Genomic DNA, 20,094 nt, shown 5'->3' on the forward strand with positions numbered 1-20,094 from the left:
ACAATTGCCTGAGTTCAAGCGTGCTCCAGAGAAGCAATACAATTAGTTGGAAAATTAAGTTATTTCCGTGGTTGCAACTGGGTGCGCGACGAGCTGAGTTCCCTGCACGTTCTTTATATAAAAGAAGCGACGGTTCAATCCACGTCTGCCTGCAGGTTTCCTATATGACGTTGTTAACAGATGGGTCTTTGCTGATGAAAGTTGAAATGAAAACTGCGTTGCTGTCTATCGGCTTGCTGGTGGGTTCGATGTCCGCGGTTCAAGCAGCGGATGGAACGGTCACGTTCCTGGGTTCGGTTCACTCGGGGGCCTGCTCCATCAAGCCTGAGTCCGTGGATCAGACAGTTCACCTGGGCGCCATTGCAAAGCATCAATTGCAAACGGGAGGGAAATCCGAGCCGCGTTCTGTATTGATCGAACTTGAAGGCTGCGATCTCACCGGCCTTACCGACAATACGGTGACCACTACCTTCACGGCTGCGCCATCTTCTGTGGTTCCAGGTGCGATCGGCACCATCGGCGGCGCGGGCGGCATAGGCATCATGATGACACACGGCAGCCAACCCATTGAGCTGGGTGTGGCGACGACCCCGCAGGCGATTGTCGCCGGTGACAACACACTCCAGTTCGGTGCCTACGTACAAGGCGCGGCTACGGACCCCATCATTCCGGGTGATTTCAGCGCGGTCACCAACTTCACCTTGGCTTACCAGTAAGTTTCTCCCCCGTCATTCAGGTGGCGGGGGAAGCTGACGGGAGATAACGGTGAAAACACTCATAAACCTCGCATTTACCTCTTCATTGGCAATGCTCATCAGCCCTTACGCGCTCTCGCAGACGCCTGCGCAAGGCGATGGCGTGGTCACGCTGGGCGGTGAAGTCGTTGACTCAGCATGCGGGTTGGAGCTGGCCAGCGCCGACCAGTCCATTGAGATGCCCGCCGAGCCAATCGGGCGGATTTTGCGCAATACGATCGGAGATCCACACCCGTTCCAGTTGCGCCTGGTCAATTGTTCGCTGAGTCGGCCGGACCCACTGCGCCCTGGCGTCAGCCTGCCTGATTGGGAACATCTGCGGGTGACGTTTGACGGGGCTCGTGACCGAGAGGGCCGCTCTTTTGCCGCCTCAGGTTTTTCACAAGGGGTCGCTTTTCATATTTGGGATGCGGCGGGCCAGGAAAGTATTCCGGGTGAGCCCATGGCGCTGGTACCGCTGACTGAAGGTGACATGACCCTTCATTACACGGTTCGCCTGGTCGGCAACGGGTTGCAACTTGTGCCAGGGGCTCACAGTGCCGCGGTGCGATTCACGTTGGACTACTTTTGAACATTGATGGGTTGCTTTCATGCTGAATGCGTCGAAGATCAAAAATACCCTCCGCCCAAGCCTGTTTGGCGGGTTGATATCCGTGGCGGGAACTGCATTAGGTGCCGGGGACGTTGAGTTTAATACTGATGTGCTAGACCTCAATGACCGCACCAATATTGACTTGTCTCAGTTTGCCCGCAGCGGTTTTATTCTGCCCGGCACCTATTCAATGGTTGTGCACATAAACAACCAGTCTCTGTCCGAGCAATCGGTAGCATTCTACCCTCCCGACGACGACCCCAAAGGGAGCGAAGCCTGTTTATCTGCCGATCTTGTGGACCAGTTAGGCCTGAAGGAATCCGGCGCCGCCGAACTGACGTGGTGGAAAGGCGGAGCGTGCCTGGATATTCAGAGCCTGCCAGGTATGGAGGTCAGCGCAGACCTGGCCACCGCCACGCTGAACATCAACCTTCCCCAAGCCTACCTTGAGTACAGCGCTATCAATTGGGACCCACCCTCTCGCTGGGATGAAGGGGTGCCCGGCCTGTTGCTTGACTACAACATGACAGCGCAATCGAGTCACCAGAAGAAAGGCAGTGCTCGCAATGACATCAGTGGTAACGGAACACTGGGGGCCAATGCCGGGGCTTGGCGCTTGCGCGCCGATTGGCAGGGCCGTGTGGACCAGGACCGCGAAGTGTCAGCCAGGCGCTCGAGGCTGGAGTGGAGTCGTTACTATGCCTATCGCGCACTCCCTGCACTGAAAGCACGTCTGGTGGTGGGAGAGAACTACCTGTATTCGGACCTGTTCGACAGCTTTCGCTTTACCGGTGCTGCCCTCAACTCGGATGAAAGCCAACTGCCACCCAACTTGCGTGGGTATGCGCCAGAAGTGGTCGGCGTCGCCAAAACCAACGCCAGAGTCATCATCAGCCAGCAAGGACGTGTGCTGTATGAAACGCTGGTCGCCGCAGGCCCTTTTCGGATTCAGGACCTTAACGACGCCGTGTCCGGCAGGCTGGATGTACGGGTGGAAGAGCAGGATGGTTCGGCCCATACCTTCCAGATCGATACAGCAGGCGTGCCCTATCTGACGCGCCCGGGTCACGTTCGCTACAAAATGGCCACTGGGCGGCCCTCCAATCTTCAATACGGCGGCGATGGCGACTTGTTCGGTACGGGCGAGTTCTCGTGGGGTGTCAGCAATGGCTGGTCGCTGTTTGGCGGCGGCATAACGGATAACAACTACCGCGCGTTGTCTGTTGGGATAGGCCGTGATCTGTTGGCATTTGGCGCACTCTCGCTGGATGTTACCCAGGCCCGCGCAAATGTGTGGAATGAGACACTGTCGGGCAAGTCCTACCGTCTTCAATACTCCAAGAACTTTGAACAGTACGACAGCCAGATCACCTTTGCCGGCTACCGGTTCTCTGAGAAGAACTACTTGAGCATGAGTGAATACCTGGACGCGCGCCATTATGGAAAGAACGGCGAGCTTGCGGGGCGCTATCGGTACGATGGCTACACGCAAGACTGGAAACCTATCGGCGGCAGCAAGGCACTTTATACGGCGACCATCAACAAGCAGTTTCGTGATTTAGGCGCCACCGTGTATGCCAGTTACAACAAACAAACCTATTGGGAGCGGCCGCCCACTCAGCGCTGGAACTTATCAGTGTCACGTTATTTTAATGTCGGCACCGTCAAGAACATAAACATGTCCCTGAATATTCACCGCACCCTGGAATACAACTATAAAGATAACGGCGTGGCGCTGACGGTCAGCCTGCCCTTGGGGCGTACTGGCACATTGTCTATGGACGCTAACAGGGCCGCAGGCGATAACCGCTTTGCTACGCGCTACAGCGATCGGCTGGATGAGCGTAACAGCTACCAACTCAGTGCCAGCAACAACGCTGCCAGCGGTTATCTGAGCCATATCGGTGACCAGTCAGACATCGATATCGCTGCCAGCACGCAAGAAGGCAGTTACACCACGCTCAGTGTGTCTGCGCGCGGCGGCGGCACGCTCACGCCTTACGGTGGCGCACTGCATCGGACCAATAGCACGGGCGGCACCCGCCTGATGGTCGATACCGGCGGGGTGCCCGACGTACCTGTGCGGGGTTACGGCACACCGACCCGCAGCAACGCCTTTGGCAAAGCGGTCATTTCCGATATCGGCAGCTATCAACGCATGGCAGCCAGTGTGGATCTGGAGAATTTGCCGCGCACTGTCGAAGCCACTCAATCAGTCACGCAACTGACGCTCACCGAAGGCGCCATCGGCTATCGCTCCCTGTCGGTGATTTCCGGCGAAAAGGCCATGGCTGTCCTGCGCCTGCCAGACGGCAGTTCGCCACCCTTCGGCGCGACAGTGAAAAACCTGAAACAGCAGGACACAGGCATCGTGAATGACGGCGGCAATGTCTATCTGAGCGGCATACAGCCTGGCGCAGAGATGACTGTCAGCTGGGGCGGTTCCGAGCGTTGCATCCTCACGCTTCCCGTCGTCCTGCCCGCTGACAGCTTGACCGATGCCCTGCAATTGGGCTGCCGGACGGTAGCCATTGATCAACCCCTGCCCGAGCCAGATGCACTGACCGGCCAGCGTAACGATACGGAGAACACCCCTTCATGATGCTCAACACGCGCTTCACACAAACCTGCGTGATGCTGGCTCTCGGCTTGAGCCAGAGCGCCTACGCCGCCATCGGGCTGGACCGCACCCGAGTGATTTTTGATGGTGGCAAGGATGCCACCAGCGTGAACATCACCAACAACAACACCCAGTTACCGTATTTGGCGCAAGGCTGGATCGAGGATGAAGCCGGCGAGAAAATCACCACGCCCTTGATCGTGCTACCGCCGGTTCAACGCGTGGAGCCCGGCAAACAAAGCCAGGTGAAAGTTCAGGCATTACCGGCGGCCAAGTCTTTGCCACAGGATCGAGAGACCGTCTACTACTTCAACTTGAGGGAAATTCCGCCGCGCAGCGATAAGTCCAACACCCTGCAAATTGCGCTGCAAACCCGGATTAAATTGTTCTACCGACCGCAAGCCATTGCGCCAAGCCAGCAAGACCTGTCCACACCCTGGCAGGAAAAACTGACCCTGACGCGCGACGGCGAGCACTACCGGGTGAGTAACCCCACGCCTTACTACGTGACCCTGGTGGATGCACGCAGCACCAAGGACGGCAAGACCGCGTCGGGCTTTGAGCCTTTGATGGTCCCGCCCAAAGGCACGCTGACCCTGGGGCCAACCGCCAAGGCGCTCGGCTCTGCCCCCTATTTGGCCTACGTGAACGATTACGGTGGGCGTCCGTTGATAGCCTTCACCTGCAGCGGCGGCACCTGCAAGGTGAACTCGCAAGCATCGACATCAGGTGAGTAGCGCATGCCGTGGGAGAAAGCCATGAAGTCGCACACCGTGAAGGTCCTGAGCGGACTGCTATTGGCCTCTGTGGAAGGCGCACACGCTGAGGATGTCGAGGGCATGAATGGGATGCTGAACATTTCCGGGAGCCTGCACGAAATCCCCTGCGTGCTGGAAATGACCTCCCTCCATCAAACCATCGACCTGGGCGCCGTATCGACCAGTCAACTGCAACGCTCCGGCGATCAAGCCAGGCCCGTGGCATTCCAGTTGCGTTTTACCGATTGCCAACGCACCGCCGGCAGCATCCGCAGCGAACGTACGGGAAACCTGACGTGGAGCGCCTTTCAACCGGTGCTGTCGGTCGCGTTCTATGCGCCCGCCGATGCCGATGACCCACGGCTGGTCAAGGTGCAAGGCATCACTGGCATGGGTTTGCGCTTGACCGATGCCCTGGGGCGGGATGTTCAGTTGGGATCGAGGGGCGAACCTTTGTTTTTGCCACTGGGCGGTAATACCCAGACGTGGACTGTTCAGCCCACACGCACCTCTGCACCGTTGACAAGCGGGGCATTTCGGGCCGTGGTGGATTTCAGGCTCAACTATGAGTAAGGGCGTGATAATGGTTAAGCCTACCGGCCTGCGGGCCATTTTTATCAGTGGCGGCCTGCTGTGGGTTGCCAACCAGGGCGTACAGGCCGAGACCAGCCTGGCGATCCGCGCGGTCATCATTGCGCCTCCACCCTGCGTCATTAACGGCGGCAGTACGCTTGATGTGCCGTTCGGAAACGACCTTCTGACATCCAGGGTCGACGGGATTAATTATCGTCGAGGGGTGCCTTATACCGTTACCTGCAACTCCCCGTTCAGCAATGCGTTGACACTCGAACTGAAAGGCACGGCGGCTGCGTTTGACCATCGCGTGCTGATGACTCGCAAAACGGATCTTGGGGTAAAGCTGTTCGTAAATGGTGCCGACTGGCCACTCAATACAGCGGTGAACTTTACCTATCCGAACTTTCCGGTGGTGCAGGCGGTGCCCGTCAAGCGGGCTGGCAGCGAGCTCACGGGAGGCGCCTTTGATGCGGCCGCCACCTTGGTGGTCGATTATCAATGAAGAGGAAAGATCAATGACATGTTGGCCGCAGCGAGCATTGCTCGCGTTGTGCTCCATAGGCCTGTGCACGGGTGCATCGGCCAACCTGACGTTCAGCGGAACATTGAACGAACCGCCACCCTGCACGATTGATGCAGGCAACACGATAGAGGTCGACTTTGGCGATGTCGGGATCAGGCGAATCGACGGCGTGCAGTACCGCAGGGGTGTTGGTTACACCATCAACTGCGGCACCGACACACTCCCCTGGGAGCTGAAACTGAGCGTCAACGCTACAGCAACAGCGTTTGATGGCTCGGCGGTGCAGACCAACGTACCTGACCTGGGTATTCGGGTTTTTCAGAATAACGTGCCGTTCCTACTCAACACGCCAATGGACATAACCCTGTCGTCCCCACCGACCTTGGAAGTCGTCCCCGTCAAGCAGCCCGGTGCCGTGCTGACCCCCGCGAGTTTTACCGCGGTGGCCACGTTATTGGCCGAATACGAGTAGGAGCTGAGCTTATGCAACATGCGATGAACCCTAAAGGACGGCCATATGCCGGCGTGGCGTTGCTGCTGAGCTTCAGCCTGGTGCCCGCGGGGCATGCGGCGGACAACCTGAGTTTCAAAGGCAACCTGGTTGAAGAGGCTTGCACGATCCGCCCGGGTGACGAGGCAATCACCCTGGAACTCTGGGACGTGACCAGCAAGCACCTCTACATCAATACGCGCACACAGGGTAAGGGTTTCAAGGTTCACCTGGAGGACTGTGACACCACGGTTGGCAACACGGTCACCATCACGCTTGGCGGTAGGGAGAACGCGGCGCTACCTGGATTGTTCGCGCTCGATGTTGCCAGCGGGGCCTCAGGCATTGGGCTTGGTATAGAGACGCCGAACAACAAACCGTTACCCCTGAATACAGCCAGCGACGAACAGGTGTTGAGCGATGGCAGCAATGTGATCGAGCTCAAGGCCTATGTGCAGGGTGAGCCGGAAGCGATCAGGGATCAAACCATCGGGCACGGCAGGTTCACGGTGACCTCGACTTTTACGCTGGACTATCCATAACCGCCTCAGATAAACCTCAACTCTATTTCCTGGGCGGCTTTAGCTCACGGACCGAAAGTTCGTCGGGCGGTGCCTGGATAGAGGAGCAGCGAGAGATCAAAATGAAACGACTCTATGGCGCCATGGCGCTTTTCGTCCTGATGGCTGCTGCGATGAATGTGAAGGCAGCTCAATGCCGTGTGAATAACGGCCCATGGCAGCAAGTAGACAATGGCGGGACGCTAAACCTCCAGGTTCCCGTAACGGTCCAACTCGGTTCTGACGCAACCCGCATCATCCTGGATGGCGTGAGGCTGGAGTGCAGATTCACGCCCTACCCCAGCACCCCGACTTGGTGGGAAGACTATTGGGCGACGTCCATACAAGCCGGCCCCGCCTGGACGCCCGGCCCAAAATTCGTCAGCCAAGGCACAGGTTTGCGTATAAACGGGGTTTTCCGAAACACCCCGGTTCCGGATGGCATTCGGATTTCGACCATGCGCAACAACGCTGTGGGTGTACCCGTGGATGTAACGCCCTATATTTTGATACGCAATAACCCAACAAACCCTATCGACGTTCGGATAGGGGACGTCCTTGGAGTGTTGCGTCTAAACCAGACAAACAATTACAACACACAGCGGACGGGGCTCATGCTCACGTACACGGCCGCCAATAACTTCTCAGTCTCACCCTCTACGTGCACGATCAACAATAACAATCCAATCGAGATAAATTTCGGCAACGTAAATCAAAGGGAAATAGGCACTAACCCACTGACGACGCCCATCAACAGCAACCGCAGGCTCAATTATTCATGCCCGACCGGCGGCATCACCACGCCGATCACCATTACCTACAAAGGTATCCCGTCGTCGTTCGACACACGGCTTTTGACGATGACCAATCCTGACGTCGGCACGGCCCTGATCCGGGCGGGGTCAGCGGTTCCGGTCAACGGTTCATTCCTGACCCAACTCACCAACAGCGTGGGGGGCGATGACGTGATCTTTTCTCTCGTCTCGCGCGCTGGAACCCTACCCGCGGCAGGGCCCATAACGGGAAGCGGTGTGCTCGTAATGGGGGTGCCATAACCCACGCACAAGGCTGAAACCGAAGACCTCTTGCGTCACTTTATGGACTACGCAGTCACAGATATTATTTCTGCGACTGCGCATAAGGTGGCATTTAGCTATAAACTTGCGCCAACGCCCACGACTGTGTCTGCGCCCCCTCCAACACCCTCGACGATGAACCCATATGAACAAGTTTCTGGCACTGATAGCGGTACTGGCGCTCGCCGGGTGCACCACCACCTCTGACGTCTACCTCAAAAACGGTGAGCAAGGCCTGACCATCGACTGCTCGGGCGAGGCCAATTCCTGGGCCAGTTGCTACGAAAAAGCTGACGCCTCCTGTGCGGGCACCGGCTACCGTATCGTCGGCACCGAAGGCACACCCTCTCTCAAGGAAAGTGACAAAACCCTGGGCCAGGACGTTGGCAACTACAAAAGCCGCAGCGTGGTGGTGGTCTGCAAGTAGGCATTACGCCTACATCTGAATGTCAGCAAACTTGATACCCAGGCCGCGAATGGTCTCCACCAGATCATCCAGGCGCGCAAAGGATTCGACTTCATCTTGATCGTCCACCAGGAAAAAACTGCGGCCGCCGCTTTTCTTGAAAAATACGATCCACTCCCCCAGGGCAGCAGGGTTCTGGATGATGTGAGTGGCCGATATCTGGCCTTCGGCCTGGCGAGCACTGACGTGTTCACGCTTCATGAAAGACTTCCCCAAAAAGACAAATGCCGCACAAACCGAGGGTTTGCGCGGCATTTTTGCATTGATCGGCAGACAGTTTAACGTATGCCCTGCCCTATCAGCACGCCCCTACGATCTGACCGTAGAAATTGACACCGTCATTGGTGGGCAACTTGACCCAGGTTTTCTCCCCACGGCCCTAGCCCGTCAACGCGCGGTAAAAAATCAGCATCACACTTGGGGGCCAGGCTTTTTCATCGGATGGAAAGTTATGCGGTGAAACGGGCCAGGTCAGCCGGAAATGCAATCCTCGCCGGCCTTCTTCACATCACCCGGACGGATCGGCACATTGGACATGCTCTCGTAGAGCTTGATGCTGCTACCGCTGGAACGTTCATCAATCTCGAAGATTGCCGAAGGGTCGGCCGAAAACTTCTGCGGCACAATGACTTCCATTCCTCCTTCCTTACGCGGCTCGATCTGCGACGGCCGGCGGGTCGCCGACAGCTTCTTCACCACACACGCGGCATATTCCTGCGGTTTCTTCCCGGAAATGACCGCCAAGGTCGGAGGGGTCTGCTTGATATCTGCAACCGAAGCACACCCACCAATCGCCAGGGCCAGAACCAACACACTCCACTTCATACTAAAACCTCCGATAAAGACCCTACGACAGCGGGGATGGTAAATTTCTCCCGCCCAAGTAGGATTTATCCCTGATAACTCGGTAAATAACTGTTTTAAATTGTCGACGTCGTTGAAGACGACCCGATAATAAACGCGCTGGGGCTGATAAACTCCATCTTAACCTACGTATCGTTCTGATTTTTCAGAAAAAGCCCTTCTGGAGACACCCTCATGAAATTCATCCACCAGCGCGAGCACCTCAACGAGGGAGACATTGTCGTCATCGAATGCTCGCAGACTTGTAATATTCGTCTGATGAGCGACGCGAATTTTCGCAGCTTTAAGAACGGCGGTCGCCACACCTATCACGGCGGCGCCTTCGACACGTTCCCGGCCAAAATCACCGCACCGAGCACCGGGTTCTGGAACATCACCCTGGACGTAGTCACGCGCCGCGCAATCAGCGTGACCCGCAAACCCGCGCTGTCCCACAAGATTCGCATTGTGCGCCGTACCAGCACCAAACTGAGCTGAACACTCGACAGGAAATAGCCGTGACCGCTACCACCAAGTACGTAATCAAATACAAGCTCAACGGCGAACGCCGCTTCGAGTTCGCTCAACTGCACACCAACAGCGTGGAAGAAGCCAAGCAAGCCCTGGCGAAAATTCACGATGCCAGTGATGAAATCACCGACATCAACGTGAGCAAGGCACTGTAAGCCGATGCCTGGCCCCACGACCGATCTGTTCGCCGATGACGCCTTGCAGCAACCCGCAGGGCGCGAGCAGATTGGCGAACAGTCCTACGTGCTAAGAGGCTATGCCCTGCCTTGGGTTGAGCGTCTTCTGCCGGAACTGCGCCGGGTCCTGGCTCAATCACCGTTTCGACACATGGTGACACCTGGTGGTTTTACCCTGTCGGCTGCATTGAGCAGTTGCGGCGATCTGGGCTGGACCACTGATGCCTCGGGCTATCGCTACTCGCCATTGGACCCGCGCAACCTGCAGCCATGGCCGCAGATGCCGGACGCCTTGCGCCAATTGGCCGTGTTGGCAGCGGCAGAAGCCGGTTTTCTCAACTTTGCGCCCGACGCCTGCCTGATCAACCGTTATGTACCCGGCGCGAAAATGGCCCTGCACCAAGACAAGGATGAGCGCCGCTACAGCGAACCGGTGGTGTCGGTCTCTCTTGGGTTGCCGGCGATTTTTCTGTTTGGCGGGCACGAGCGCAGTGACAAGCCCCAGAAAGTCTCGCTGTTCCATGGCGATGTGGTGGTGTGGGGCGGCGTGGACCGCTTGCGCTTTCATGGGGTGATGCCGATCAAGGAAAGCGTGCACTCGGTCATGGGCGCGCAACGCATCAACCTCACCTTTCGCACTGCCGGCTGATTTGACCGCAAGCTTCAGAGTGCCAGGTGCTCGCGGCGCGACTAATCTGGCCTGGCCCCGTCAAGAGTGCCAACCATGACCACCGAACACGACCCCCGCTGGGCAGCCATTCTGGCCCGTGACCCCAAAGCCGATACGCTGTTCGTCTATGGAGTGAAGACCACCGGCGTGTACTGTCGCCCGAGCAGCGCTTCACGCTTGCCACGCCCGGAAAATATCGAGTTCTTCGACACAGCGGCACAGGCCGAAGCCGCGGGCTATCGCGCCAGCAAACGCGCTGCCGGCGACCAGACCCAACTGGCAGCACACCATGCACAACTGGTGGCCGACGCCTGCCGGCATATCGAACAGGCCGACACCCCGCCCAGCCTGAACACGCTGGCCACGCAAGCCAAGCTGAGCCCCTTCCATTTTCACCGCGTGTTCAAAGCCGTCACCGGCCTGACCCCCAAGGGCTACGCCAGCGCCCATCGCTCACGCAAAGTGCGCGATGGCCTCAAGGGCCCGCGCTCGGTGACCGATGCGCTGTATGACGCAGGCTTCAACTCCAACAGCCGCTTTTATGAGTCGGCCGACCATCTGCTTGGCATGAAGCCCAGCGACTACAAAGCCGGCGGCACTAACACTGCGATCCTGTTTGCCATCGGGCAATGCTCGCTGGGTGCAATCCTGGTGGCGCAAAGTGCCCGTGGTGTGTGTGCGATTTTGCTCGGAGATGACCCGGATCGATTAGCGCGTGATCTGCAGGATCAATTTCCCAACGCCGAACTGGTGGGCGCCGACCCGCACTTCGAACAGTTGGTCGCCCAGGTCGTGGGGTTTATCGAAGCGCCCGCGCTTGGCCTGGACTTGCCGCTGGATCTGCGTGGTACCGCGTTTCAGGAGCGGGTGTGGCAAGCCTTGCGCGATATTCCACCGGGGAGCACGGCCAGCTACGCGCAGATTGCAGCGCGGATCGGTGCGCCTAAGTCGTTCCGCGCGGTGGCCCAGGCCTGTGGCGCTAACAGCCTCGCGGTGGCAATCCCTTGCCACCGCGTAGTGCGCAGCAATGGCGACCTCTCGGGCTATCGCTGGGGCGTGGAGCGCAAGCAGCAGCTGCTGGAGCGTGAGAGCAATGTCTAACCCTGCTTGCGCTTGCGGAACTCGGCGACTTTATGACGGTTGCCACACAGCGCCATGCTGCACCACCGACGCTTATGCGCCTTGGTGAGGTCGTAGAACCACAGCACGCATTCAGGGTGTTCGCAGGTGCGGATCAGGTTGAAATCTGCCTCCACGAGCAAGGTAGCGGCAGCTTCGGCGATCGGCGAAAGAAACTGCTCCGGCGTTTGCAGTTTGCGCTGACGCACCAGGTGCAATTCACCCGGGGCCGGCCAGGACAATTGTGGATGGCTGACGGCCTTGCGCAAAAAGCCATTGAGGGCAGCCGGATCAGCCTGCTCGCACGCCTTGCGTGCCTCCAGCAAGGCCCGGATCACTTCCCGCAGCGTCTTCGCCGTTGCCAGTAACGCCCCATCCTCGAACGCAGGCGTCGCCCCCTCCTCGACCCAGCCCAAGCGTACCAACCAGCGCGCAACATCGGCGTCAGCCTGCCAGAACTCGAAGGGCTCGCCGTCGACGTTGGCGCGGGTGTTGAGCATGTCCAGTACCGGGTGATCGGCAAGGACATAGGGTTCCAGGGGTGCATGGGTGGTCATGTTCAATCCTCTTGGGCGCGACCCTATCGTAACCGCTATTAATTCATCCTGGTAGTTACCACGAACGATTAGCTAACCATAATAAACAATTTGACAGGTTACATTTTTAAGCGCAGCTTTTGAAAACGGTAACCCGTATATCAACCCAATCAAGTTACATAGGTGTCTCATCATGACCACTCCAGACCCCGTTGTTCACTACCGCCACATCGATGTCGATGGCGTACGCATGTTCTACCGTGAGGCCGGCGCACCGTCGGCTCCGGTGATGTTGCTGTTGCACGGTTTCCCCAGCTCGTCCCACATGTACCGCGACCTGATCCCCCTGCTCGCCACGCGCTTTCGGGTCATCGCGCCGGATTTACCGGGCTTCGGCTTCACCGAGGTGCCGGCCGAGCGCGATTACCACTACAGCTTCGATAACCTGGCAATCACGGTTGGGCATTTTGTCGATGCGCTGGCCCTGAGCCGTTACGCGCTGTATGTGTTCGATTACGGCGCACCGGTGGGTCTGCGCCTGGCGGTGGCGCACCCGGAACGGGTCAGCGCGCTGGTTTCGCAAAACGGGAATGCGTACTTGGAGGGCCTGGGCGACGCCTGGGCACCGATCCGCGCCTACTGGGCCGAACCGAGCCAGGCCAACCGCGAAGTCATCCGCAACGCGGTGATTAGCCTGGAAGGCACGCGCTACCAGTACCTGCACGGTGTGAACCAACCCGAGCGCGTGGCGCCGGAAGCCTACATGCTGGATGTCCTGCTCATGCAGCGCCCCGGCAATGACGAGATCCAGCTGGACCTGTTCCTCGACTACCGTAACAACCTGACGCTGTACCCGGCGTTCCAGGCCTTTTTCAAGGCGACGCAAGTGCCAACGCTGGTGATCTGGGGCCAGAACGACCCGTTCTTCATCCCGCCAGGCGCACACGCCTACAAGGCCGACAACCCCCACGCCGTGGTGGAACTGCTCGACACTGGCCACTTCGCCCTGGAAACCCATGCGGCACATATCGCCGAGCGAATTCACGCCGTCGTGGGCCACGCCATCGACTGATGGCACATCACGAAACTGCACGTTCGTCCAGTGAATAAAACAGACTGGCCGGGTGCCAAGGGCCCTGTTAAAACAGCGTGAAGCCTCACTAACGCTGGAGACGCATCCCATGAGCACCTGGCCAGACACCCGCCTTCTCGACCTGCTGGGCATCGAAGTGCCGATCATCCAGGCCCCAATGGCGGTAGGCACTACCACTGCCATGGTGATCGCCGCCAATAATGCGGGCGCGCTAGGTTCATTGCCGGCCGCCGCACTGAGTATCGAGCAACTGCGCGAAGCGCTGACCGCCATCCGCCAGGCCAGCCCGCGCCCTGTCAACGTCAATTTCTTCTGCCATCAACCCCCGGAACCTGACGTCGCACGCGATCGACGCTGGAAAGAATTATTGGAACCCTACTACCGCGAATTGGGGGCCGACTTTGATGCGCCAACACCGCTGTCCAACCGTGCCCCCTTCAATGACGCCGCCTGCCAGGTGGTCGAAGCATTCCGCCCCGAGGTCGTCAGTTTTCACTTTGGCCTGCCGGAAAAGTCCCTGCTGGATCGGGTAAAAGCCACCGGCGCCAAGGTGTTGTCCTCGGCCACCACGGTGGAGGAAGCTATCTGGCTGGAACACCATGGCTGCGATGCAATCATCGCCATGGGCATTGAAGCAGGCGGGCATCGCGGCTTGTTTCTCAGCGAAGACCTCAACACCCAGATCGGCCTGTTCGCGCTGTTGCCACAAGTTGTCGACGCCGTCCGCGTGCCGGTGATTGCTGCCGGGGGTATCGGCGATGCACGTGGGATGGTTGCAGCATTTGCCCTGGGCGCCTCGGCGGTGCAGATCGGTACGGCGTACCTGTTTACCCCAGAAGCCAACGTCACGGCTTCGCACCACCATGCGCTGCGTCATGCCCAGGCCAGCGAAACGGCACTGACCAACCTGTTTACCGGCCGCCCGGCACGCGGCATCGTCAACCGCGTGATGCGTGAGCTGGGTGCGATCAACCCGGCCGCTCCGGCGTTCCCGACCTCGGGCGGTGCGCTGATGCCGCTCAAGGCCAAGGATGAAACGGGCTTCAGCAACCTGTGGTCCGGTCAGGCACTGCGCCTGGGCAAAGACACGACCACGTATGAGCTGACACGCGAACTGGCGGAGCAGGCCCTGGCCAAGCTCAAGTAGAGCCCTCATCCATGGCAACTTTGCACTGTACCGGAACTGGCCAACCGCTATATATTCCAATACATAGCGGTTAAGCTTTCTATCGATAACAGGCCGCACACCCTCAAAGGAGCTGCTTCATGAAGATTCACGCCTCACGCCTGGCCGTTCTGGCCGCAGCCCTCGCCTTTGGTTCGGCGCATGCCGATGACGTCCAAGTGGCCGTGGCTGCCAACTTCACCGCACCGATCCAGGCGATTGCCGCCGACTTCGAAAAAGACACCGGCCACAAACTGGTCGCTGCCTACGGCGCCACCGGCCAGTTTTACACCCAGATCAAGAATGGCGCGCCGTTCGAAGTGTTCCTGAGCGCCGACGACACCACCCCGCAAAAACTCGAAACCGAAGGCGATACCGTCAAGGGGTCACGCTTTACCTACGCCGTTGGCACCCTGGCCCTGTGGTCGGCGAAGGACGGTTATGTCGATGCCAAAGGCGAAGTGCTGAAGAAAAACCAGTTCAAACATCTGTCGATTGCCAACCCGAAAGCGGCACCTTACGGCCTCGCTGCCACCCAAGTGTTGGCCAAGCAAGGGCTGACCGAGCAGGTCAAAGACAAGCTCGTTGAAGGCCAGAACATCACTCAGGCCTATCAGTTCGTGTCCACCGGCAACGCCGAGCTGGGCTTTGTGGCCTTGTCGCAGATCTATAAAGACGGCAAAGTCACCAGCGGTTCGGCGTGGATCGTTCCAGCCTCCCTGCACGACCCGATCAAACAGGACGCGGTCATCCTCAACAAGGGCAAAGACAGCGCCGCTGCCAAGGCACTGGTTGAATACCTCAAGGGGCCTAAAGCCGCTGCCGTCATCAAGTCCTATGGTTACGAGCTGGCCAAATAAATGCCGCTTTCGAGTGCCGATTTTTCCGCTATCTGGCTGACCGTCCAGCTGGCCTCACTGACCACCGTGATCCTGCTGATCATCGGCACTCCCATTGCCCTGTGGTTATCGCGAACCCGCTCCTGGTGGCGCGGCCCCATCGGCGCCATCGTCGCCTTGCCGTTGGTGTTGCCACCCACGGTGATTGGTTTTTACCTGCTGTTGGCCATGGGCCCCAATGGTTACTTTGGCCAGTTCACGCAATGGCTGGGCCTGGGCACCCTCACCTTCAGCTTCGCTGGGCTGGTCATCGGTTCGGTGATCTATTCCATGCCGTTTGTAGTGCAGCCCTTGCAGAACGCCTTCTACGCCATTGGCACGCGCCCGCTGGAAGTGGCCGCGACCCTGCGCGCCAATCCTTGGGATACGTTTTTCACGGTGATTCTGCCCTTGGCACGACCAGGATTTATCACCGCCTCCATCCTGGGTTTTGCGCACACCGTCGGCGAATTCGGCGTGGTATTGATGATCGGCGGGAATATCCCGGACAAAACCCGGGTGGTTTCCGTACAAATCTACGACCATGTCGAAGCCATGGAATATGCCCAGGCTCATTGGCTGGCCGGCTCCATGGTGGTGTTCGCTTTCCTGGTGTTGCTGGCGCTCTACTCCAGCCGTAAAACAAAGATGGGCTGGAGCTGATGTCAATGATTGATGTGCGCCTGCAACTCAAGTATTCGGGCTTTGCCCTTGAGGTAGACCTTCACCTGCCAGGTCGCGGCGTGACCGCGCTCTACGGGCATTCCGGTTCCGGCAAGACCACCTGCCTGCGTTGTATCGCCGGGCTGGAGCGCGCCGAAGACGGTTTCATCCAGGTCAATGATGAGGTCTGGCAAGACAGCCGCAACGGGGTGTTTGTACCACCGCATAAGCGTGCATTGGGTTACGTGTTTCAGGAGGCCAGCCTGTTTGCGCATTTGTCGGTGCGGGCCAACCTGGAGTTCGGCCTCAAGCGCATTCCCCGCCAGCAACGCCGTGTGGACATGGCCCAGGCCACGGAGTTATTGGCGATCGGCCACCTGCTCGACCGCAACCCCCAGCACCTTTCCGGCGGTGAGCGCCAACGCATCGGTATCGCCCGCGCCTTGCTCACCAGCCCGAAATTGCTGTTGATGGACGAGCCCCTGGCCGCCCTCGACAGCCAGCGCAAAGGTGAAATCCTGCCGTACCTCGAACGTCTGCACGACGAGTTGGATATCCCGGTGCTGTATGTCAGCCATGCTCAGGATGAAGTCGCGCGCCTGGCCGATCACATCGTCTTGCTCAGCGACGGCAAGGCCCTGGCCAGCGGCCCCATTGGCGAAACCCTGGCGCGCCTCGACCTGCCCCTGGCACGGGGCGACGACGCTGGCGTGGTGATCGACGGCACGGTCAGTACCTACGACGAACATTATCAGTTACTCACGCTGCAACTGCCCGACAGCGCCCTGCACATGCGCGTGGCCCATGCACCGCTGGCCGTGGGCAAAGCGTTGCGCATCAAAGTCCAGGCACGTGATGTGAGCCTCAGCCTGCAGGCAGAAGAACACAGCAGCATCCTCAATCGCCTGCCGGTGACGGTGACCCAGGAAATTCCGGCGGACAACAGCGCACATGTGCTGGTGCGCCTGGACGCAGGTGGCACGCCGTTGCTGGCGCGTATCACACGGTTCTCCCGCGACCAGTTGCAATTGCACCCCGGCCAGACACTGTGGGCGCAGATCAAGGCGGTGGCTGTGTTGGCGTAAGTAACCTTTTGGCACGACCGCAAACGGCTGCGGTCAATCAGACATACCGGCCTGATTTGTTGCCAAGGAACCCGCACCATGTCCGACTCTGCGCTACCCCGCGACCTGCATTATGTTGACGACACCCAGCCCGGCATCCGCCGCAAGACCCTGCGGGGCAAGTTCCAGTACTTCGACTCTAAGGGTGAGCGCATCCGCGATCCCGACGAGATCAAGCGCCTGAACGCCCTGGCCGTACCGCCGGCCTACACCGATGTATGGATATGTTCTGACCCGCGCGGCCATCTGCAAGCCACCGGCCGCGACACCCGTGGGCGCAAGCAGTACCGTTACCATCCGCGCTGGCGTGAGGTGCGTGACAGCGACAAGTACTCTCGGCTGCAGCAGTTCGGCATCGCCCTGCCAAAATTGCGCAAACAGCTGGAAGCAAAAATCGCCGAACCTGGCTTCACCCGCGAAAAGGTATTGGCCACCGTGGTAATGCTGCTGGACGCTACGCTAATCCGCGTCGGCAATACTCAATATGCGCGGGACAATAAATCCTACGGGCTGACCACGCTGCGTACCCGCCATGTGGATGTGAAAGGCAGCGAGATCAAGTTCCAGTTTCGCGGCAAGAGCGGCGTCGAACACCAGATCAGCGTTAAAGATCGGCGCTTGGCGACGGTGGTCAAGCGCTGCCTGGAATTGCCGGGGCAGAACTTGTTCCAGTACCTGGACGAAAGCGGTGAGCGGCACACCGTGAGCTCACAGGACGTGAATGAATACTTGCACAGCCTCACCGGTGCGGACTTCACCGCCAAGGATTACCGCACCTGGGCGGGCACCGCCATGGCGCTGGCGGTGTTGCGGGAATTGGAGTGGCAGCCCGAGTCCGATGCCAAACGGCACGTGGTGGCAATGGTCAAGGACGTCGCCAAACAGTTGGGCAACACCCCGGCGGTATGCCGCAAGTGCTACATCCATCCTGCGGTGCTGGATCATTTCAGCCTCGGCGAACTCTCAAAGCTGCCCAAGCCACGGTTGCGCAAAGGGCTCAAGGCCGAAGAAGCGGCATTGGCGATGTTCCTTGAGCAACTGGCGGCGGATTTGCCGAAAAAGGCCAAGGTGGGTTAGGCTCTGCCTCCCTTCTGACTCACGGGACGAGCGCCGACGTGAACAACTAAGCCTTCCAAAATGTATCTGCAACAGGCCGCCTGGCGCGCTTGTTGGCGTGTCCGACATTTTTTTGGAGGTGCTGATGACTGACGTCAACCGGCTGCCCGCCCTCGTTTCCCTGCAACACCTGTGTTTCCAGTTCGCCAATGGCGAAACCTTGCTGGACGACCTGAACTTGTCCATCGATCACACGCCCACCGGCATTGTGGGGCGTAACGGCCGCGGCAAAAGTGTCCTGGCGAAGTTGATCGCCGGGCAGCTGTCGCCCTCCTCTGGCACGCTGAATCGACCGCCCGATGTGGCTTACGTCGCGCAGAATGTCGTGATGGCGCCGGGCGAAACAGTCGCTCATCTCACCCGGACCGCTGCGCCATTGGCAGCCCTCGAACGCATGGCCCAAGGCGCCGCGCAGGACGACGACCTGGCGTTGATCGACGACCGCTGGAACCTCGCCGAGCGTTTGCGCAGCGCCTTGGATGCGGCGGGTCTTTCTCAGCTTAATGTTGATACCCCTGTCGACCAACTCAGCGGCGGCCAGTTGGCCCGCGTCGCGGTCATCGGAGCGCTGTTGGCCGCGCCACACCTGCTGGTGCTCGACGAACCCACCAACCACCTCGACAGCGACGGCCGTGCCTGGCTGCTGCGAGTGCTCGCTGATTGGCGTGGCGGCTTGGTGGTGGTCAGCCATGATCGGCAATTGCTCAACGCCATGGGGCGCATCATCGAGCTGTCATCCCTCGGCGTCCGAGTGTATGGCGGCAACTACGATGCTTATCGCCTTCAGCGCGATGCCGGGCAACAGGCTGCCGTCGCCGCACTGGAACACGCACGCCTGGCGCGCAGCCGCGAACGGCGGCGCCTGCAAAAGGACCATGACAACCTGCAACGCAATGCCGCCCACTCACGCAAACAGGCGGAAACAGCCAACGTCGACCGTTTCACAAAAGCCCGCTGGAAAGGCGCCGCCACGGAAATCCTCAGCAGCGTGCGCAGCGCGCATGGGCAACACAAACAGGCGTTGGATGCCCAGGTGCGCCAGGCCTACGAAAAGGTACTGGATGAAACGCCAACGCTGTTGGCATTGCCCGCCTCAGCGGTGCCCTATGGCCGGCAGGTGCTGGCGTTGGTCGACGCGCAATTGCCATGGCTGCCCTCGACCTGCCTCAACCTGCACCTTGCCGGCCCGGTACGCGTCGCTGTGCGTGGGCCGAACGGGTGCGGCAAATCCACGTTACTCAAGGTGCTGGCGGGTGAATGGCAAGCGGTCAATGGCGTCTGCAGCGTGCAGGTGCCGAGTGCCTATATCGACCAGCCTCTTGCGCTGCTGGACGACCAGCGTTCCATCGTCGAGCAGCTCAACCTGCTCGACTCGCCACTGGCCGAAGCCGAATTGCGCACGCGCCTGGCGTTGCTGCAACTGGACGCCTTGCGCGTGACCCAACCCGCCGGGCAACTCAGTGGCGGCGAGCGCTTGAAGGCCGCGATGGCGATTGCCTTGTGGCGCGAAGTGCCGGCGCAACTGTTATTGCTGGACGAGCCGACCAACCACTTGGACGTGGAATCGGTGATGGCCTTTGAACAGGCGCTGCAAGGTTTTACGGGGGCGATGATGGTGGTGTCCCATGATGCGGATTTCGTGCAAGCGATCAGGCCGACCCACTTTTTCACCTGGCAGCCTACGGGCTGGTGCCTAGAGTGTGTCTGAGGTCATTGCGCGCGCCCTAAAAGCGCCCTACGGTAGTGGCCGGATAATCTCACAGA

General features: G+C 59.3%; 25 protein-coding genes. 22 read left to right on the forward strand and 3 right to left on the reverse strand.

What is annotated here, in order from left to right:
* Window positions 1-206 precede the first annotated feature (206 nt).
* From AACY44_RS09995 to AACY44_RS10040, 10 genes are all read left to right on the forward strand, one after another.
* Window positions 207-716, forward strand: a complete 510-nt coding sequence (locus AACY44_RS09995) for a fimbrial protein (protein ID WP_339427609.1) — start codon at window positions 207-209, stop codon at window positions 714-716.
* A 49-nt stretch (window positions 717-765) separates the two neighbouring features.
* On the forward strand, window positions 766-1,326 hold the full coding sequence (locus AACY44_RS10000) for a fimbrial protein (protein WP_339416247.1): 561 nt from the start codon (window positions 766-768) through the stop codon (window positions 1,324-1,326).
* 19 nt (window positions 1,327-1,345) lie between these two features.
* Window positions 1,346-3,949 carry an outer membrane usher protein gene (locus AACY44_RS10005; RefSeq protein WP_339436372.1) on the forward strand — a complete coding sequence of 868 codons (2,604 nt, stop codon included), beginning with the start codon at window positions 1,346-1,348 and terminating at the stop codon, window positions 3,947-3,949.
* Complete coding sequence (locus AACY44_RS10010) at window positions 3,946-4,704, forward strand: fimbria/pilus periplasmic chaperone (protein WP_339427516.1); 759 nt, start codon at window positions 3,946-3,948, stop codon at window positions 4,702-4,704. The genes AACY44_RS10005 and AACY44_RS10010 overlap by 4 nt, the downstream gene beginning before the upstream one ends.
* A gap of 21 nt (window positions 4,705-4,725) precedes the next feature.
* On the forward strand, window positions 4,726-5,298 hold the full coding sequence (locus AACY44_RS10015; protein WP_339530172.1) for a fimbrial protein: 573 nt from the start codon (window positions 4,726-4,728) through the stop codon (window positions 5,296-5,298).
* A gap of 10 nt (window positions 5,299-5,308) precedes the next feature.
* On the forward strand, window positions 5,309-5,803 hold the full coding sequence (locus tag AACY44_RS10020) for a fimbrial protein (RefSeq protein ID WP_339436373.1): 495 nt from the start codon (window positions 5,309-5,311) through the stop codon (window positions 5,801-5,803).
* A gap of 13 nt (window positions 5,804-5,816) precedes the next feature.
* Entirely contained in the window at window positions 5,817-6,296 is a 480-nt protein-coding gene (locus AACY44_RS10025; RefSeq protein ID WP_339427517.1) for a fimbrial protein, read from the forward strand.
* 11 nt (window positions 6,297-6,307) lie between these two features.
* Window positions 6,308-6,856 carry a fimbrial protein gene (locus AACY44_RS10030; RefSeq protein WP_339416240.1) on the forward strand — a complete coding sequence of 183 codons (549 nt, stop codon included), beginning with the start codon at window positions 6,308-6,310 and terminating at the stop codon, window positions 6,854-6,856.
* A gap of 101 nt (window positions 6,857-6,957) precedes the next feature.
* On the forward strand, window positions 6,958-7,929 hold the full coding sequence (locus AACY44_RS10035) for a fimbrial protein (protein WP_339416239.1): 972 nt from the start codon (window positions 6,958-6,960) through the stop codon (window positions 7,927-7,929).
* A 166-nt stretch (window positions 7,930-8,095) separates the two neighbouring features.
* On the forward strand, window positions 8,096-8,377 hold the full coding sequence (locus AACY44_RS10040) for a hypothetical protein (RefSeq protein WP_049713257.1): 282 nt from the start codon (window positions 8,096-8,098) through the stop codon (window positions 8,375-8,377).
* A gap of 9 nt (window positions 8,378-8,386) precedes the next feature.
* On the opposite strand, the gene AACY44_RS10045 is transcribed toward AACY44_RS10040, so the two are convergent.
* A complete protein-coding gene (locus AACY44_RS10045) occupies window positions 8,387-8,617 on the reverse strand; it encodes a hypothetical protein (protein WP_339416238.1) in 231 nt (76 codons plus the stop codon).
* Between AACY44_RS10045 and AACY44_RS10050 the strand changes: the two genes are divergently transcribed.
* Window positions 8,616-8,876 carry a hypothetical protein gene (locus AACY44_RS10050; protein WP_339416237.1) on the forward strand — a complete coding sequence of 87 codons (261 nt, stop codon included), beginning with the start codon at window positions 8,616-8,618 and terminating at the stop codon, window positions 8,874-8,876. The two genes, AACY44_RS10045 and AACY44_RS10050, sit on opposite strands and share 2 nt — an antisense overlap.
* Before the next feature lie 11 nt (window positions 8,877-8,887).
* On the opposite strand, the gene AACY44_RS10055 is transcribed toward AACY44_RS10050, so the two are convergent.
* A complete protein-coding gene (locus AACY44_RS10055; RefSeq protein WP_339427519.1) occupies window positions 8,888-9,241 on the reverse strand; it encodes a hypothetical protein in 354 nt (117 codons plus the stop codon).
* 213 nt (window positions 9,242-9,454) lie between these two features.
* Between AACY44_RS10055 and AACY44_RS10060 the strand changes: the two genes are divergently transcribed.
* The 4 genes from AACY44_RS10060 (at window position 9,455) to ada (ending at window position 11,737) form a co-directional block, all read left to right on the forward strand.
* Window positions 9,455-9,757 (forward strand): DUF1883 domain-containing protein, encoded by a 303-nt coding sequence (locus tag AACY44_RS10060; RefSeq protein ID WP_027606593.1) that lies wholly within the window; start codon window positions 9,455-9,457, stop codon window positions 9,755-9,757.
* A 20-nt stretch (window positions 9,758-9,777) separates the two neighbouring features.
* Window positions 9,778-9,945, forward strand: coding sequence for a hypothetical protein (locus AACY44_RS10065; RefSeq protein ID WP_098467678.1), 168 nt, complete (start codon window positions 9,778-9,780; stop codon window positions 9,943-9,945).
* A 4-nt stretch (window positions 9,946-9,949) separates the two neighbouring features.
* Window positions 9,950-10,615, forward strand: a complete 666-nt coding sequence (gene alkB / locus AACY44_RS10070; RefSeq protein ID WP_339416232.1) for a DNA oxidative demethylase AlkB — start codon at window positions 9,950-9,952, stop codon at window positions 10,613-10,615.
* Window positions 10,616-10,690: 75 nt separating this feature from the next.
* Window positions 10,691-11,737 (forward strand): bifunctional DNA-binding transcriptional regulator/O6-methylguanine-DNA methyltransferase Ada, encoded by a 1,047-nt coding sequence (gene ada, locus AACY44_RS10075; RefSeq protein ID WP_339530174.1) that lies wholly within the window; start codon window positions 10,691-10,693, stop codon window positions 11,735-11,737.
* On the opposite strand, the gene AACY44_RS10080 is transcribed toward ada, so the two are convergent.
* On the reverse strand, window positions 11,734-12,312 hold the full coding sequence (locus AACY44_RS10080) for a CGNR zinc finger domain-containing protein (protein ID WP_339530176.1): 579 nt from the start codon (window positions 12,310-12,312) through the stop codon (window positions 11,734-11,736). The genes ada and AACY44_RS10080 overlap by 4 nt on opposite strands.
* 172 nt (window positions 12,313-12,484) lie before the next feature.
* On the opposite strand from AACY44_RS10080, the gene AACY44_RS10085 reads away from it, so the two are divergent.
* The 7 genes from AACY44_RS10085 to AACY44_RS10115 all read left to right on the forward strand — a co-directional run bounded on the left by AACY44_RS10085 (window position 12,485) and on the right by AACY44_RS10115 (window position 20,038).
* Window positions 12,485-13,363, forward strand: a complete 879-nt coding sequence (locus AACY44_RS10085) for an alpha/beta fold hydrolase (protein ID WP_339427522.1) — start codon at window positions 12,485-12,487, stop codon at window positions 13,361-13,363.
* A 109-nt stretch (window positions 13,364-13,472) separates the two neighbouring features.
* Window positions 13,473-14,531, forward strand: a complete 1,059-nt coding sequence (locus AACY44_RS10090) for an NAD(P)H-dependent flavin oxidoreductase (RefSeq protein WP_339416228.1) — start codon at window positions 13,473-13,475, stop codon at window positions 14,529-14,531.
* Window positions 14,532-14,650: 119 nt separating this feature from the next.
* Complete coding sequence (gene modA / locus AACY44_RS10095) at window positions 14,651-15,409, forward strand: molybdate ABC transporter substrate-binding protein (protein WP_339427524.1); 759 nt, start codon at window positions 14,651-14,653, stop codon at window positions 15,407-15,409.
* Complete coding sequence (modB, locus tag AACY44_RS10100; protein WP_339436376.1) at window positions 15,410-16,090, forward strand: molybdate ABC transporter permease subunit; 681 nt, start codon at window positions 15,410-15,412, stop codon at window positions 16,088-16,090.
* Between the two features lie 5 nt (window positions 16,091-16,095).
* The gene (gene modC, locus AACY44_RS10105; RefSeq protein WP_339436377.1) at window positions 16,096-17,175 is read left to right on the forward strand and encodes a molybdenum ABC transporter ATP-binding protein; all 1,080 of its coding nucleotides are present in this window, start codon (window positions 16,096-16,098) and stop codon (window positions 17,173-17,175) included.
* 78 nt (window positions 17,176-17,253) lie between these two features.
* Window positions 17,254-18,291, forward strand: coding sequence for a DNA topoisomerase IB (locus tag AACY44_RS10110; protein ID WP_339496971.1), 1,038 nt, complete (start codon window positions 17,254-17,256; stop codon window positions 18,289-18,291).
* A gap of 124 nt (window positions 18,292-18,415) precedes the next feature.
* Window positions 18,416-20,038 (forward strand): ABC-F family ATP-binding cassette domain-containing protein, encoded by a 1,623-nt coding sequence (locus AACY44_RS10115; RefSeq protein WP_339530180.1) that lies wholly within the window; start codon window positions 18,416-18,418, stop codon window positions 20,036-20,038.
* Window positions 20,039-20,094 lie beyond the last annotated feature (56 nt).

The organism is Pseudomonas sp. RA_15y_Pfl1_P11, from assembly GCF_963970975.1.
In the GTDB taxonomy this organism is placed as follows: Bacteria; Pseudomonadota; Gammaproteobacteria; order Pseudomonadales; family Pseudomonadaceae; genus Aquipseudomonas; species Aquipseudomonas tritici.